Consider the following 14,942-nt stretch of genomic DNA (forward strand, 5'->3'; position numbering starts at 1 on the left):
CAACCGCCCTGAACCCGAGATTTGATTCATCCGGTAAGGAACCGACAGCAAAGGAATTCTCTTGTGGAATCGACTCTCAGTTTTGAACGCGTTATGCAGGCTCGCGCCGCCGTCACAAACCACTTCATTCGCGGCCTAGGCATTGAGGTAGGCGCAGGCTCGCGGCCTTTTCCCGTTCCCGATCACGTCCAGGTTCTTTACGGCGACATTCGAGACTCTGGGCGGCTCGAAGCTTATTTCAAGAGCGACAAGATAGTTGGCGGCGACCGCGTTTTTGACGCACAGACGATGGCTGGATTCGAAATTAATAGTTTGGATTTCGTTCTTTCGGGGCATGTGGTGGAGCATTTATGGGACCCGATTGGATCGATTGTAAACACGATTTCGGCCGTGAAACCAGGCGGAGTCTTTATTCTTGCCGTCCCGGATATGCGTTTTACCTTTGATCGGGACCGACCTGAGACAACGACAGAACACGTGCTGGCGGACTATACCGATGGCGGCGCCGGAACCGCGAAACAAGCGTATACCGAACACCTACGCTATTGCCATCCTATCATGACGGGGGGGCAGCATTACAGCGAGGCCGAGATTGAGCGACAAGCCTCGATCTGTGCCGTTAATCGAAGCAAGTTCGATGTGCATGTACACGCCTGGACGATGGCGGGCTTCGGCGACTTGTTAAAGGCTACCCGAGCATTTTCGCCCTTCGAGGTAGAATTTGCTATACCGATAGAAAACGAAAATATTTTTGTGCTAAAGAAAAAACATTCTAACGCATAGGCCGTTTTTCGAGACGATGTCATGTCGGTGTCGACTACTATATTGTAACTTAATGTAACGGCGTCACGAGAGAATGTTTCTGTCAGAAAACTACTGGCAGCGGACCGATTCAGTTAAGCTAAAAATGCCAATTCATTTGATATTATAAGCTTTTTATGGATCTACATCACAAGCTTTCAATTAGATGATCGCCTAATATTAACTTATTTCTTTTACATAAATGTATTTACGAGCATAGACATAAGCGTGATCTTTCCTATAATAACTCATGAAAAACAAGAATGCTCGATGATGGTCAGCCCATCCTGTTTCTTTGAAGCATTTATTTTCTCTAGACTCCGATCATTCTCAGTGGGCGGGCCTCAAGGCTAACTCGCGCAAAGGTTTTGAACGCTCTTCGTGGCATCCCAAGTCCGGCGGCGGTGCATGCCGCCGAAAATTTCGCGCCCCGGCAAGCCGTCTCGGCGACTCCGCCAGGGGCAATCGGGTGAAGAAGTAGGTGACAGAACGAAATTGAGCTGAATCTGTCGACATCCTCTGATTCGAAACGGAGAATGGGCGACGGACCATACGGGCGCGGACTATGCGGCTCTGGTCGAAGCGACGATTTTTCTTATATATTTCAAAGATATGTCTGACCCTCGTCAGCCCGGCAAGGTCATTTATCCGCTCGATGAGATCCTGTTCTTGTGCCTGCTCGCGGTGCTGGCCGGCGCCGAGACCTTCACCGACATCGCGCGCTTTGGCGAGAAGAAGCTCGCCCTCCTGCGCCGCTTGCGGCCTTTCGCCAATGGAATGCCGGCACATGATCACCTCGGCGACATCTTCGCCACGCTCGACGCCGAAGCCTTCCGGCACTGCTTCGTCGCCTCGGTTTCGGCGCTCATCAAGACGCCGGCCGACGTCATCGCCCATCGACGGCAAGACCTCGCGCCGCCCCGGCTCGAAGAAAAACGCCAAAGAGCCCATCCATATGGTCTCGGCCTTCGCCGCCAGGCAGCGGCTGGTGATGGGGCAAGTCGCCATCGCCAAGAAGATCAAGGACAAGAAGGCTGACTCCATCATCGCGCTCAAGGGCAATCAGGGAACGCTGCTCAAGGATGTCCAGCTCTTCGCCGCCGAGCAGAAGGCCCTGGACTTCAAGGAGGCAACCGTCTCGCGCCATGAGACGCTCGACGGCGATCATGGCCGCATCGAAACCCCGCAAGTATACGGCGATCCATGATGTCGGCTGGCTGCAGGAGCGCCATGACTGGCCGGGCCTCGCTGGCATGCTCATGATCGAAAGCACGCGCGAACTGCCTGGCAGGACCGAGCGGGAAACGCGCTTTTACATCACCTCGCTGACCCTGCCGGCCGAGACCGTCGGTCCAATGATCCGCGACCATTGGGCGATCGAGAACAGCCTGCACTGGATCAAGGACATGGTCTTCCGCGACGACGAATGCCGGGTGCAGACCGACAACGCCCCCACCAACTTAATCACGCTCAAGCACATGGCCAACAATCTGATCCGAAGGGCGCCGGGCAAGGATTCGCAGCGCCTCAAGCGCATGACCGCAGCCTGAGACGACGACTTCCTCGCAAGCCTCGTCGCCGCTCAAAATCCTTCACCCGATTCCCCTGGGGTTATTCCTTCCCAGTCAGAATCTTCCGCGCAGAAAGCGCTCCCCGAGCAACCCCAAAAACAGCATCCCCGTCGACATCCAAATCACCCCCATTTTGTTGACGACAATCTCGTCGTAGCTGGCGTAATAAGCCGAGCGCAACCATTGAACCAGACCGAACAGAGGGTTGTAGGATTCGTAATCCAGCATGGCCGGCGACATCATCCATGGCACGATATACACGCCGGATACGAGGTACAGCGGAATCATCAAAATAATTACGATTGTTGCGGCGAAAGGCCCGGCCAACGCCACCAGCATTACGGTAAAAAGCCCGAGCGCCACCCCAAAATACACTGAGGCAAACACCGCGGCAGCCGCGATATCCATGCTGCGCGGCATGAAATCGTAATCGGCCGCCCACAGCACCGTGTAAAAGATCATGCAAACGACGAAACTCGACATGATTTCGAGAATCGTGCGGCTGACGATCAGATGCATCGGCCGAACCCGCGGAATCGAGAGCAACTGCCGGTTCTGCATTACCGCCATGCCGATCATTCGCGCGGGGTAAATACAGAGAATGTAGGGCAGAAGGCCAGAGCCGAGGAATATGGTCGGGTCCTCGCCGACGGGCGCTAATTTGTTGACGAGGACATAGCCGAAAATGCCCGATCCCAGATGCGCCAGCGGCCAGATGATCGCGATCAGATAGCTGAAATAGGTTCTGCCGAACCTCGTGCGCATGTCTTGAAGGATCACGGCGTGAATGATGCGCCAGTGAGCTTCGAACTGAGCTTCAAGGGCCGTGAGGTTTTCCGTAAGCACTATACGAGTCTCTCGCTGTTCGTCATGGACGCCGCGTCACCGCGTCTGCTGTTTCGTAAAGATTTTCAGGGCCGTATCGGGCAGAGAATCGGCTCTGCTCTCGCTGATTTCCGCTCCCGTTTCCTTCGGCTTCGTCGACCAGCTCTGCATCCTGATGAAAGCGTCGCCGTCAATGACGTCGTGCAAGCGCAGAAAAGCGAACTTGTTCAAAACCGATTTCTGCGCGGCCGCGCTTTCGGAGCCGCCGGCTTCCTTACCCTCATCCTCTTGCAAAATCATCCGGTCGGGCCCCGCGCCCCTCATCACACAGTGAGCGCGCTCGTTGCACTCGTCGGTGAGGTCGACGCCAAAACCCACGCCATGGGCGCGGATCGCCGCCCTGTCGCGCCTTATGGCCTCGAGCGCATATTCGGTAAGGTATGTGATATCCATATCGAGATACACCGCGCGGGGGCAGGCGCCCGCTTTGCACAGACGATCCAGCAGCTGCGAGAGAACAGCGCTGTCGTTGTAGCAGGCATGTGCGAGATAGCGATAATCATGCTCGAATTTGGCGGGGTCGGGATCGCTTGCGGCGAGCCTGTCCAGGCAGGCTTCGTCGCGCCATTCCCAGCCGGCGATCACATTCCAGTGAAACGAGAAGGCTGGCGGCTTTTCGAAGCGCTTGGTCATTTCGGCGTGATATTCGAGAAAATCCTCGATGAGGCCGGTTATCCGATCTTCGCCGGAATGGAATTGCGAGGCCCCCGGACAGTCGTCGTGAAGCGCATTCGACTTGCGCGCCTCCCAGCCCGCCGAGGGCTCCTGCAGCAGTTCGTCGAGATCGAAGCGAGGCAGCAGGTTGGGGATTCTTTCGTCGAGCACGATTTCGTCGGGCGTGAAGGATAGTCCGTCCCGGGTGTAGAACCATCCCTTGTCTTTGGGGTCGAAACGCTTGTCGGTCTCCGGGGACAATTTGAAGATCGAGCGAAACAGATCCGGCCCGGGCGGAGAACGCCCGAAAAACTCCAGCTCTCCCAGTTGCCTTCCGCTCAGACACTGCGTGAAGGCCGGCGTCTCCACGCTGATCGCGAGCCCCTTGCTCCGGAAGCGGGCGAGCGTCTGGCTCGACATGTGCCCGATCTCGGCGGCATTCAGGCCAAACGCGCCATGCTCGGCGATGAGCAGGCTCTCGAGGCGCGGCCACAGCGACTCAACGGCGAAGCTTTCCTCGATATGGCCGTTTATGAGTTCGCCGAGCGGCCTGTACCATTTATTGGCGGCGAGCTGGTTCGGTGCAAAAGTAAGCTTCCCGAACTTGCCCGGGCTGGCGAGAATCGAAGCCGTTTTTTCAGACCCGGCGGCGGGCGGCTCCTTCCCTGGAGCTGCGATCCCCTGCCGTCCTGGAGGCGCAAGAAGGTCGGCCAGGATGGCCAGAGCAGCGCCGAGGATCAAAATCGATAAGCTTTTCCGATCACTCTTCTCCGCCATCCAGATCCTCTTCGCGAAGCGAAATCAATCGTCGCAATTCGTCGACGCCCGACTGAATCTCTTTTTCGGCGAGGCTCGAGAGCAGGTCGAGCGAGTCCTGCGCCTGGTCCATTTTGCGCTGCAGGCGAAGACGCTCTCCCAACATGGTGAAAATATGTCCGCGAAGCGCTTCGTAACGGCTCTGGAGCTCCCGGCTTTGTTCCCGCATCCCTTCGAGAGCTCCCGCTTCGGTTTGGTCGGGCTGGGGCGCGCTTCGCTTGTTGCGGATGGCGGCGCGCATATCCTGGTCGCGGACAAAATCCAGGCCGATGATATATTTGAACAGCTCATCGTCCTCGCCGGCCCATCGCTGAGCCGCGACGGCGAGTTCGCCGATGATCCGGTTCCTGCACTCTCGCGCGTTCCGCAGATCTTCTTCGACGATCGCGCGGGTGCGCTCGAGGCGCCCGACGAAGGACGAATAGGACTGTATCTGCTGCCGGCATCGGTCCTTTTCGAGTTCCAATTCGTCGAACAAGCCGTCGTGGTCGGCGCCCTTCAGAGGGCGATAGCCGGCGTCCGAGGAAACAAAGCCGGCGGCGTCCATCAAGGCCTGGCAATCCGCGTTCAACCCCAGCCAGTCGCTCAGGTTTTTCGCAACCGCCTCCGAGTTCTTCACGAGGCTTTCATAGGTCAGCATGGCGAGGGGGAATTCGGTCGAAGCGGCGATTTCGGCGAGGGCGCCGTAAACCGAGGATGCGTCCAGCAAGGTGACGATCGGTGGAACGCCCTCCTTGAGTTCCGAGCTTTTGCAGACGTCGAGGACGTTTCTGAACACGACGAGGATGTGCGGATTACGGAGGAAGGACGCATATTGGTTGAATGAGAACAGATCCTTCGGAGACTTCCATCCCCACACCGGGAATTTGGCGTTCATGTAATCTATGTTTCGCTTTGTGGCTCTCCGGTCGACCGCTCCATCCGTATATTCCACGGGCGACCATTCGTGTTTCAATGGATGGACGAGTTCCTCCGACGTAGCGACGCCCAGATTCCTGAGACAGCCGGAAAGAGCCGAGGTCCCTCCTCTCCCACACCCAAAAATAATTACGGTCTTCTCATCGATCGTGCTGATAGAGTTATTTACGATGGTAAGCTCGCCTGTAGAGAGGCATCTCTGCAATTTTACTCTTCGCCCGGCATCTGTTGTTTTTTCTTCTACGTCGCCGGACTTTATCTCTGACATTTCGCTTGAATTCATAGCCATATATTCACTATTTCTTTGGAGGGGCGCTGCGGTCATGCGGGCGTAAGGAATCATCCCGGAGCCTCTGAGTAAATTACAATATAGATCCGGCATGAAATCGAAAAGCCAAATTCCGCCTGTGGGGAAAACGTCGCATTTCCGCAAACATCGTCTGAATTCGTTGCGTTTTTCCGATGCTGAAACGTAGCAGCCCGCTCGTTCTGGCCGGTCTTATTCAGGGCAGGCTGAAATTCAGCCGGCGATCGCAGCGCGAGAGGCGCGGACGGCGGCGTCGCCGCTGACTACCCCTCCCCCTTGAAGCGACTCGCGCCGATTACGCGGCCTCCGTCTCGGTCTCTTCCTGCGCCCTCTTTGGGGAACTCCCGCGCCAGCGCTCGTCCAGAGTCTGCAGCACGACAAAGAAAGCCGGCACGAGAACGACCGCGAGAACAGTCGAGGAGATCATCCCCGTGAAGACGCTGGTTCCGAGCGACCTGCGCGCATTGGCGCCTGCGCCCGTCGCCAGAACCAGGGGCAGCACCCCCAGAATAAAGGCGATGGAGGTCATCAGGATGGGGCGAAAACGCGTGCGCGCTGCGTCGAGCGCCGCCTCGAGGATCGGCTTGGCTTCGAAAAGCCGCAACTCGCGTGCGACCTCCACGATCAAAATGCCGTTCTTGGCCGAAAGGGCGATCAGAAGCATCAGCCCGATCTGAACATAGAGATTGTTGTCGATGCCGAGGCTGGCCAGGACCAGCGCCGGCCCGACCAGGGCCAAAGGAACCGCCGCGATCACCGCAAGCGGCAGCAGCCAGCTTTCATATTGTCCGGCGAGCACGAGATAGACGAGCAGCACGGACATGGCGAAACCCAGGTAAAGCAGATTGCCTGTGATCTTCTCCTGAAAGGAGACCGCGCTCCACTCGAAGCCCATGTCGCTCGGCAAGGTTTTGGCGGCGATGGACTCCATCTCCTCCATCGCCTGGCCCGAGCTGGAACCGGGAGCGGGCCCCCCCGTGATGGTGGCGGAAGGATAGAGATTGAACAGCGTGATCAGGGGAGGCGCGGAGCTTTGCGATAATTGCGCGAGCGTTCCGATCGGCGCCATGTTTCCGTCCTTACTGCGGACATACATGTTCAAGAGGTCTTCCGGCTGGAGACGAAACTGGGAGTCTGCCTGCACATAGACTTGCAGGACCTGCCCGAACTTGGTGAATTGATTGACATATGTCGAACCGACATAGGACGTCAGAGCCGAGAAGACGTCGCCGACGGAAACCTTGACCGTCTCCGCCTGAACGCGGTCGACGCTCAGCTCGACATGCGGAGAATTGGCCTGGAAGGTGGTGGAGGGCCGCTGCAGAGAGGCGTCGGCCCGCGCGTTCTTCACCAAGTTTTGCGAGACCACGCCCAGTTTCGCATAATCGAAGCTGCCGCCGAGCAGATTGACCTGCATCTGAAAGCCGCTGGCGTTGCCGACGCCCTGGATGGCGGGCGGGGCCACCACCACCGCCAGTCCGTCGGAGATGGCCTCGAACTTCTTTTGCAGAGTTTTTGCAAGGGTAGCGAGGTCCTGGCCTTTGGCCTTTTCGCGCTTCCCCCAGTCGTCCAGGGTCAAATAGTTGATGCCGGCATTGGCCAGAACGGCGTTGTTGTCGAGGACGGAAACGCCGGCGATGGTGATCACATTCTTCACGCCCGGCGTCGAGAGCGCAGCTTTCGCCGCCTCGCTCAAGGCGTTGGCGGTGCGTTCGAGCGACGCGCCTTCCGGCAGCTGCGCCACCGCCATCAGATAGCCCTGGTCCTCGTTGGGGATGAAGGCCTTGGGCAAACGGGCGATTCCCCATACCGCCAAAGCCGAGATCGCAAGCCCGACCAGCACAACCGTTCTCGAACGCTCGAGCAGCGCGCCGACGAAGCGAAGGTAACGCGCTTCGATGTAATTATAGGCGATGTTGAAGCCGCGATAGAAAAGATTGGTCCCCTCGGCGCGCTGGGGCCGCAGCCACTGGGCGCATTGGGTGGGCTTCAGGGTCGCGGCGTTGATCGCGCTGATGAGCGCCGTCGCAGCGATCACCACCGCGAATTGCGCCAGCATTCTTCCGGACAGCCCCGGCAAGAAGGCCGGCGGGATGAAAACGGCCATCAGGACGAGCGTGATGCCGATGATCGGCCCGAACAGCTCCTTCATGGCGCGGACGGCGGCGTCATGGCCGGAAAGGCCCTGCTCGATATATTTCGAAGCGCCCTCGACGATGACGATGGCGTCGTCGACGACGATGCCGATCGCCAGCACCACGCCGAACAGGGTCGACATGTTGATGCTGTAGCCGAGCGCCGCCATGCCGGCGAAAGCGCCGATGATCGTGACCGGCACTGTCGTCGCAGGCACCAGGGTCGCGCGGAAATTCTGCAAAAACACAAGAATGACCAGGAGAACGAGGGCGCCGGCCTCATAGAGCGTCGAATAGACCTCGTCGATGGAGGTATTGACGAAATCCGTGGTGTCGAGGGGAAGGCTGTATCGCAGATCCTGCGGAAACCGCCGCGCCAGCTCCCCCATCTTGGCGCGAACCTCTCGCGAAACCGCGAGCGCATTGGCGTCCGGGGCCTGAAAGATCGCGATGCAGCCGGCGGGGCGATCGTCCAGCCTGCATTGCTGCGAATAGTTCTGCGAACCGAGTTCGACTCTGCCGATATCCTTCACGCGCACGAGGCGGCCGCCCTGGCCCAGGTCTTCGGACTTTACGATGATATTGGCGAATTCCTCGGGATCGTCGAAGCGGGACTGGATGTCGACGGTGTATTGAAAATCCTGATTTTTGGCTGCCGGCGGCATGCCTGCCTGACCGGCGGCCACGATCTGGCTTTGTTGCTTGACGGCGTCGATGATGTCCTGGGGAACAAGCCCGAAGGCATAGAGCTTGCGCGGATCCATCCAGACCCGCATGGCGTATTTGGCGGCGCCGAATACGGTGACATTGGCTACGCCATTCAGACGCGAGAGCTCGTTGACGAGATTTATCGTCGCGTAATTGCTCAGGAAAGAGGCGTCGAAGCTTCCCTTCGGCGAATCCAGCGTGATGATTTGCAATATCGCGGTCGATCTCTTCCGAACCGTCAAGCCCTGAGACTGCACGGAGAGAGGAAGCGACGCCATCGCATTGGACACCCGGTTCTGAACCAGCACCTGCGCCGTATCGGGATCGGTGCCGATCTTGAAGGTGACGGTCAGCTGGTAGCTGCCGTCGGCCGCGGAGGTCGAGGACATATAGAGCATGTTGTCGACGCCGTTGACCTGCAACTCGATCGGCAGGGCGACATTGTCGATCACGGTTTGCGGGCTGGCGCCGGGATAGCTCGCCGAGACGACGACGGTCGGCGGAACGATATCGGGATATTGGGAGACCGGCAGGCTCTTTATCGCGACGAGCCCGATAACCACGATCACGATCGCGATGACGTTTGCGAGAATGGGATGCTCGATGAAGAATTTCGACATCATTGCTGATCGGCGCTCCCCTCGATCGCCGTCAGCCTGGGCGCGACTTTCGCTCCGGCCGAGACCCGCCAGAAATCCCCGACGACAACGCGATCTCCGCTCTGAATGCCGGAGAGAATGACGCGAAGGGCCCCGTCCCGTTCGCCGAGCTGAACATAGCGCTGCTGGACCGCGTCTTCCTGGTTGAGCACGAACAGGAAGCGCCCGACCTGGTCGGACTGCACGGCGCGATCGGGCACCAGCAACGCCCCCGGCAATATCCGGGCCTTGGGCAGACGAATCCGCACGAAGAAGCCCGGCAGCAGCCTGTGGTCGGGATTGTCGAGGACTCCGCGCACGAACAGGGTCCCCGTCTTGGGATCGATGCCGGGCGCGACATATTGAATGGTCCCGCGGTAGGCGTAAGAGTCCTGGTTCTCCAGCCCGACCTCGACGGGAACCTGCAGGAGTTCCGCGAGGTTGGGCATGCGCTGGTTCAGGTTCTTTCGGATCGTGAGATATTCCGTTTCGCTGAGATTGGCGACGACGTAGATCGGATCGAGCTGGACGATGTCGGCGAGGACGGTGCGCTGGCCCGTGCCCCCGACGGTATTGCCGAGATCGACGTAATGCTTGCTCATCTGGCCGTCGAAAGGGGCTCGAACCTCGGTGTAGCTGAGGTTGAGCTTGCCGATGTCGACCTGAGCCCTGGCGGAGGCGAGGTCGGCCTCGGTCTTCTTGGTCTGGAAATTCCACTGATCGACGACGACCTGCGCCGCTGCGCCCTTCTTCTGCAAGGCGCTGTAACGTGCGGCTTCTATCTTCGCATAGACCAGCGCCGCTTCCAGCGCGCGGACCTGGGCTTCGGCCTGTTGAAGCTGATCCTTGTATTGCTGCTGCTGAATCGTGAACAGAAGGTCGCCCTTCTTCACGATCTGCCCGTCGAGAAAATGGATCTTCTCCAGATAGCCTTCGACGCGGGCGATGATGTTGACCGTATTGATCGCGGTGGCGTTGCCGGTGAGCTGGATATATTCGGTCACCTTCTGGATCTTGGGCAGCGCCACCGGGACCGGGGGAGCGGCCGCATCCGATCCCGCCGAACAGGGTTGCGCCGATCCTCCGAGCAGCGCGACGGCGACAGCCAGCGCCGCCCCGGTATGCGGCGCCCCCCTGCGCGCGGAGAAGCGGCCGGCGCTTCGCGCCAGATGAAAAATCGTCTTCATCGCAATCGCCCCTTGCATTCCCATGTCGCCTTCACCATTCCGGCGGGCGGACCGCAGGGCCTTTATCCTCGGGCCCAGGCAGACCGACGTGCGGCGGCGGCGTTTCTCCCGCCGGCGACAACAGCTCGCCCCAATTCGTCCGGCTGCGCATCTCCGACGCGGTCGCTTCGTTGACGAATCCTCTGCCCTCGCGGATTTGCCAGCCGCCGCCGAGACCGCGAAAGACCGCGACCAATCCGGTCGCGGCGGCGCCGTTCGCCGCGGCGAGGTTGTTTTCGGCGGACAGAAGATTTTCTTCCGAGGTGAGGACCGTGGTGAAGTCCTGCGTCCCTTGTTGATATTGCAGCAGAGAAATTTCGACTGCTCCACGAGCCTCCGAGACGCTTCGCGCGAGATAGTGCGCCTGCTCCCTGGACAGGGTGAATTTGGATATGCCGTCCTCGACCTCTTGTTGGGCCTTGAGCACGGCGTTCTGATAGTCGATCAGATATTGCTGCAGGGTCGCGTCCTGAAGACGCACGTTGTTCGTGATCTGGCCGTAGTTGAGCAGGTTCCACTTGAACGCCGGACCAACCGCGAACGCCCTGCCGATGGGATGGAACGCCTGGGCCAGATTATGCCCGCCGGCGGTCGACGCGAGCCCGCCGAAGCTGCCGGTTATGCTGATCGCCGGAAAGAGCTCCGCCTGCGCCACGCCGACCTGCGCGCTTTGCGCGGCCGCCTTCAGTTCGGCGGCGCGAATATCGGGCCTGCGGCGCAACAGATCCGCCGGAACGCCGACTGCCGCCTTGCCTGGAGCGGCGGGAATTCCGCCGCTGGAAGAGGCGAGCAGGCCGCCCAACTGGCCCGGCGCCAGGCCGAGGAGCACGGCCAGTGCATTTTGCCCCATGCGCAACTGCAGCGTCAGCTGCGGCACGCTCGCCTCGGTGGTGGCGAGCACATTCTCCGCCTGATGCACGTCGAGCATGGTGGCGGCGCCGCCCTTGTAACGATCGCGGGCGATGCGGACCGCCTCACGCTGCCGCACGATATTTTCGCGGGCGATGGCGATCTGGCGCTCGAGCGTGCGAATGCCGATATAGGTCTGCGCCACATCCCCCAGCAAAGTGACGAGCACGTCGTCGTAGGTCGCGATCGAGGCCAGATAGGCGGCGTCGGCGGATTCCACGCCGCGCCGGAACTTCCCCCAGAAATCGAGTTCCCACACCGCGGAAGCGCCCCAGCCGTCGACCCAGAAATTTCCGAGTCTCGACGAGCTTCCGCCCTGGGACGGCGTCGTCGCGTTGCTGGAGCGGACCCAGGAAGTCGACGCGGAGGCGATTTGCTGCTGGGGATACAGTTCGCCGATCGCGACGCCCAGCTCGGCGCGCGCCTGGAGCACTTTCGTCCCGGCGCTCAGCAGAGTCAGGTTTTGGGCGTAGGCGGCGTCTATGAGCCGGTCGAGCGCAGAATCGTGAAACACCCGCCACCAGTCCCGATATTCCCCGGGACCGGATTTCAGCGACCGGTTGCGCCATTCAATCCAGGCGTCGGCGACCGGCGCTTGCGGCGCGGCGAAGTCAGGCCCAACGGCGCATCCCGCCAGCATCGATGAAAGGATCATCGCGAAACAAGCCGCGCCCCGGCTCTTCGCTTCAACCGCCCCCATTGAGACCCCAGTTCCGACCGCACAAAGCTTTACGGCGAATCGAGGCTGCGCCGCAGCCCCGAAGTCCGGCCCTTAACCGAAGATCAACTTCCTTCCGGCAAGCTTTCCGCCGCGCATGATAAAAGCGAATCGCCCGAGTCGACTCTCCGGCTTCAGCTTACAACATGCGTGCTGCGCCCGCACCGGCCTAAACGCCGTAATTCTCAAATCCTTCTCCCGTTTTCCGAAGCCTCTCGTCGATCGGGAAGGCCGATCCGGCGCCTCTCCGCGCGATCCTTGCGCATCGAGATGTTTTCGTCGCGATCACAAAAGAACGTCGCGTGCCGCGGCGGCGGAAATCGCGAATAGACGACATGTTTCAGCGGGAATTAGGCGAGCGGGCAAGCGCGCCCCAGGTTGCTGAAATCACATCCGGCGCTCTTTTCCCGCGATCGGTCGAAGCCTCCCGACCAACCCGAACGACTGAGGCTCAGATTTACCTAAACCTATGTTTAAAAATAATTTTCTCGACGCCTTCCCACCATCGCCGCTTGTGCCACCTAGAAACGATCAAGAATGATCGGCGACTGCCCGGTTCGATGGAGGTCCCGATCGCCGACGCCGTGAGTGCGCGATTTCCAGGGAGGACGTCATGGAACGCGGAAAACATGAGCAGGAAACGAAGAAACACAAAGGGAGCATGACGGTCGAGGAAGCAGGGAAGCTCGGCGGCGAAATACGCAAGGAGCAGCTCGGCCACGAAGGATACTCCGAGATCGGCAAGATGGGCGGGGAGACCCGCAAGGAGCAGCTCGGACACGAGGGCTATTCCGAACTCGGAAAGCGTGGCGGAGAAGCGCGCAAGGAACAGCTCGGTCCCGAAGGCTACTCCGAAATCGGCAAGATGGGCGGAGAGGCGCGCAAGGAGCAGCTTGGTCCCGAAGGCTATTCCGAACTCGGACACAAAGGCGGACAGCGCGTCAAGGAACTGATCGAGGAAGGCAAGCGCGCCGAAGGCGAGACCGAAGGCAAGAGCGGCGGAGGACGCGGCAAGCATTAGCCGGCCCGCTTTTCCGGGAGCGCATTTTCATCGCGGGAGCCCGGGTGGCTTTTGCCTGAAGCGCTCTCCGGCAGGACTGCAGCAGGAGACGATCATGGCGCAGACAAGGGAACATTCGAAGGAACCCGCGCGGCAACCCGGAAAAATGACGGTTCAGGAAGCCGGAAAAATAGGCGGTGAAACCCGGAAGGAGCAGCTTGGTCCCGAAGGCTATTCCGAACTCGGACACAAGGGCGGGCAGCGCGTCAAGGAACTGATCGAGGAAGGCAAGCGCGCCGAAGGCCAGGACATCGGAGACGAGGGCGAGCCGGGCGAGGAAGAGTGAGTCGGACTCCTGTCGCGGCTCTCGTGATGAAGCGGGAGTGGACCCGGTGGAGCGGGTCCGCTCCGGCGACTCCCTCGCCGCAACACGGCGCCCCGAGCGTCCCGGGCAAGGACGCAATCCCGGCTTTTCGTCAAATCCGCCGGAGGGACGAGCATGATCAGCAGAAGCGAAAACACCGGCGAAGGGCGCGGCAGCGGCCACAGGGGGCCGGCGCGGGGCTTCGCCTTCGGCGTGGCTTCGGTCACGCAGGCGCTGGCGGGAGTGAGCTTTCCCATTTCAAAGAAGGAGCTCCAGCGCAAGCACGGCAAGGCGGAGGTCCATTGGACGAAGGAGAGCACCGAGCATCTATCCGACATACTCGGGCGCTTGCCTCAGGAAGAGTTCGCTTCGGTTGCGGAAGTGGCTTCGGCGGTCTCGGAATCCCACCATAGCGGAAGCGATTGATCGTCGAGCGCACACCGGCTGGAACGCCGCAATCCGCGCGGGCATGAGGCCCGCGCGTTTCGTGCGAGCGGGTCGCGGGCGACGAGGGCCCGAAGCGCCTTCGGGGCCAGAAAGCGCCTAGGGTGTGGGTGTTAGACCAGCAAATTGAAAAGCATCGTCTCGGCAAGGGGATGCGTCGCCCGGCGCAATCAGGGGGTTCCGCCGCCCGGACGCCCATCGTCGATTTGTCTTGACTTGAACTCCAGACCATGTTGGCAAGGGGTGGCTTGGCCATGCGGCCTGCGGCTATAGGTCGCAGCCTGCGTCATCTAAAAAGTCAAGGATTTGGAAATGTCGGACTTCAGACCTGAAGAAAAAAACGCTGTATATATTGGCGAAGGAGTTAGAGTGACGGGTGTCATCAGCGCAGAGGACACCGTTGTCGTCGACGGGATCGTCGAGGGCGAAATCGCCTGCGAGCGTCTCGTGATAGGGCCCACCGGAGTCGTGCAGGGAACCGTCGCGGTTACGGACGCGGACATCCACGGCAAAGTCGGCAGCGAGATCACCGTGAAGCAATTGCTCGTGGTGCGCGCCACCGGCCGCGTCGAAGGAAAATGGGGCTATGGCGAAATCGAAGTCGAAAAGGGCGGAGTCCTCTCCGGCCAGGGCGAATCGACCGGTCTCCTTTTCGAGGAAGAAGAACAGAGCGTCTCGCGCGTTTCCGTCGTGAACGCGCGCGCCGAAGAGGAAGACGAGGTCGAGGCCGCGAACCTGCGCGTCGCCAGTGTGGCCAGCCGCACCCTTCGCGAGCGCAGGAAGCTCGTTTAAAAAAAGAGGGCGGCGCGTTCTGCGGTCGAACCAGATTGTTCGGGCGATCGCTCCTA

The 14,942-nt window shown here is 60.1% G+C and carries 14 protein-coding genes; 8 read left to right on the forward strand and 6 right to left on the reverse strand.

Features of this window, described 5'->3' with window-relative positions:
* Positions 1–63: 63 nt before the first annotated feature.
* The 4 genes from H2LOC_RS13325 to H2LOC_RS21595 all read left to right on the forward strand — a co-directional run bounded on the left by H2LOC_RS13325 (position 64) and on the right by H2LOC_RS21595 (position 2,351).
* A complete protein-coding gene (locus H2LOC_RS13325) occupies positions 64–783 on the forward strand; it encodes a methyltransferase domain-containing protein (protein WP_136496827.1) in 720 nt (239 codons plus the stop codon).
* Between the two features lie 630 nt (positions 784–1,413).
* Positions 1,414–1,839, forward strand: a complete 426-nt coding sequence (locus tag H2LOC_RS22115) for a transposase family protein (RefSeq protein ID WP_202620458.1) — start codon at positions 1,414–1,416, stop codon at positions 1,837–1,839.
* Positions 1,757–2,008 (forward strand): hypothetical protein, encoded by a 252-nt coding sequence (locus H2LOC_RS21590; RefSeq protein WP_202620596.1) that lies wholly within the window; start codon positions 1,757–1,759, stop codon positions 2,006–2,008. Before H2LOC_RS22115 ends, H2LOC_RS21590 begins: the two co-directional genes overlap by 83 nt.
* Positions 1,968–2,351, forward strand: a complete 384-nt coding sequence (locus H2LOC_RS21595; RefSeq protein ID WP_202620459.1) for an ISAs1 family transposase — start codon at positions 1,968–1,970, stop codon at positions 2,349–2,351. The genes H2LOC_RS21590 and H2LOC_RS21595 overlap by 41 nt, the downstream gene beginning before the upstream one ends.
* A gap of 75 nt (positions 2,352–2,426) precedes the next feature.
* Here the strand turns inward: H2LOC_RS21595 and H2LOC_RS13335 are convergent, their stop codons facing one another.
* The 6 genes from H2LOC_RS13335 to H2LOC_RS13360 form a co-directional block, all read right to left on the reverse strand.
* The gene (locus H2LOC_RS13335; protein ID WP_136496828.1) at positions 2,427–3,218 is read right to left on the reverse strand and encodes an ABC transporter permease; all 792 of its coding nucleotides are present in this window, start codon (positions 3,216–3,218) and stop codon (positions 2,427–2,429) included.
* A gap of 36 nt (positions 3,219–3,254) precedes the next feature.
* Positions 3,255–4,688: a hypothetical protein gene (locus H2LOC_RS13340; protein ID WP_136496829.1), complete on the reverse strand. Its 1,434-nt coding sequence runs from the start codon at positions 4,686–4,688 to the stop codon at positions 3,255–3,257.
* Positions 4,672–5,604 (reverse strand): hypothetical protein, encoded by a 933-nt coding sequence (locus H2LOC_RS13345; RefSeq protein ID WP_136496830.1) that lies wholly within the window; start codon positions 5,602–5,604, stop codon positions 4,672–4,674. Before H2LOC_RS13345 ends, H2LOC_RS13340 begins: the two co-directional genes overlap by 17 nt.
* Positions 5,605–6,247: 643 nt before the next feature.
* The gene (locus H2LOC_RS13350) at positions 6,248–9,418 is read right to left on the reverse strand and encodes an efflux RND transporter permease subunit (RefSeq protein ID WP_136496831.1); all 3,171 of its coding nucleotides are present in this window, start codon (positions 9,416–9,418) and stop codon (positions 6,248–6,250) included.
* Positions 9,415–10,620, reverse strand: a complete 1,206-nt coding sequence (locus tag H2LOC_RS13355; protein WP_202620460.1) for an efflux RND transporter periplasmic adaptor subunit — start codon at positions 10,618–10,620, stop codon at positions 9,415–9,417. The genes H2LOC_RS13350 and H2LOC_RS13355 overlap by 4 nt, the downstream gene beginning before the upstream one ends.
* A 31-nt stretch (positions 10,621–10,651) precedes the next feature.
* Entirely contained in the window at positions 10,652–12,223 is a 1,572-nt protein-coding gene (locus H2LOC_RS13360; RefSeq protein WP_246206831.1) for an efflux transporter outer membrane subunit, read from the reverse strand.
* A 676-nt stretch (positions 12,224–12,899) separates the two neighbouring features.
* Here H2LOC_RS13360 and H2LOC_RS13365 point away from each other — a divergent pair.
* The 4 genes from H2LOC_RS13365 (at position 12,900) to H2LOC_RS13380 (ending at position 14,886) form a co-directional block, all read left to right on the forward strand.
* Positions 12,900–13,307 carry a KGG domain-containing protein gene (locus tag H2LOC_RS13365; RefSeq protein ID WP_136496834.1) on the forward strand — a complete coding sequence of 136 codons (408 nt, stop codon included), beginning with the start codon at positions 12,900–12,902 and terminating at the stop codon, positions 13,305–13,307.
* 94 nt (positions 13,308–13,401) lie between these two features.
* Positions 13,402–13,632 carry an Em GEA1 (EM1) gene (locus H2LOC_RS13370; protein WP_136496835.1) on the forward strand — a complete coding sequence of 77 codons (231 nt, stop codon included), beginning with the start codon at positions 13,402–13,404 and terminating at the stop codon, positions 13,630–13,632.
* A 153-nt stretch (positions 13,633–13,785) separates the two neighbouring features.
* Positions 13,786–14,076, forward strand: coding sequence for a DUF2795 domain-containing protein (locus H2LOC_RS13375; protein ID WP_136496836.1), 291 nt, complete (start codon positions 13,786–13,788; stop codon positions 14,074–14,076).
* A gap of 387 nt (positions 14,077–14,463) precedes the next feature.
* Positions 14,464–14,886, forward strand: coding sequence for a bactofilin family protein (locus tag H2LOC_RS13380; RefSeq protein WP_246206832.1), 423 nt, complete (start codon positions 14,464–14,466; stop codon positions 14,884–14,886).
* Positions 14,887–14,942: the final 56 nt, after the last annotated feature.

The sequence above is a fragment of the Methylocystis heyeri genome, assembly GCF_004802635.2.
Classification (GTDB): domain Bacteria; phylum Pseudomonadota; class Alphaproteobacteria; order Rhizobiales; family Beijerinckiaceae; genus Methylocystis; species Methylocystis heyeri.

Coding starts and splice junctions, on each gene's coding strand:
- H2LOC_RS13350 (WP_136496831.1), bottom strand. CDS start 9,418: ATGATGTCGAAATTCTTCATCGAGCATCCCATTCTCGCAAACGTCATC.
- H2LOC_RS13345 (WP_136496830.1), bottom strand. CDS start 5,604: ATGAACGCCAAATTCCCGGTGTGGGGATGGAAGTCTCCGAAGGATCTG.
- H2LOC_RS21595 (WP_202620459.1), top strand. CDS start 1,968: ATGGCCGCATCGAAACCCCGCAAGTATACGGCGATCCATGATGTCGGC.
- H2LOC_RS21590 (WP_202620596.1), top strand. CDS start 1,757: ATGGTCTCGGCCTTCGCCGCCAGGCAGCGGCTGGTGATGGGGCAAGTC.
- H2LOC_RS13340 (WP_136496829.1), bottom strand. CDS start 4,688: ATGGCGGAGAAGAGTGATCGGAAAAGCTTATCGATTTTGATCCTCGGC.
- H2LOC_RS13370 (WP_136496835.1), top strand. CDS start 13,402: ATGGCGCAGACAAGGGAACATTCGAAGGAACCCGCGCGGCAACCCGGA.
- H2LOC_RS22115 (WP_202620458.1), top strand. CDS start 1,414: ATGTCTGACCCTCGTCAGCCCGGCAAGGTCATTTATCCGCTCGATGAG.
- H2LOC_RS13365 (WP_136496834.1), top strand. CDS start 12,900: ATGGAACGCGGAAAACATGAGCAGGAAACGAAGAAACACAAAGGGAGC.
- H2LOC_RS13355 (WP_202620460.1), bottom strand. CDS start 10,620: ATGAAGACGATTTTTCATCTGGCGCGAAGCGCCGGCCGCTTCTCCGCG.
- H2LOC_RS13360 (WP_246206831.1), bottom strand. CDS start 12,223: ATGATCCTTTCATCGATGCTGGCGGGATGCGCCGTTGGGCCTGACTTC.
- H2LOC_RS13375 (WP_136496836.1), top strand. CDS start 13,786: ATGATCAGCAGAAGCGAAAACACCGGCGAAGGGCGCGGCAGCGGCCAC.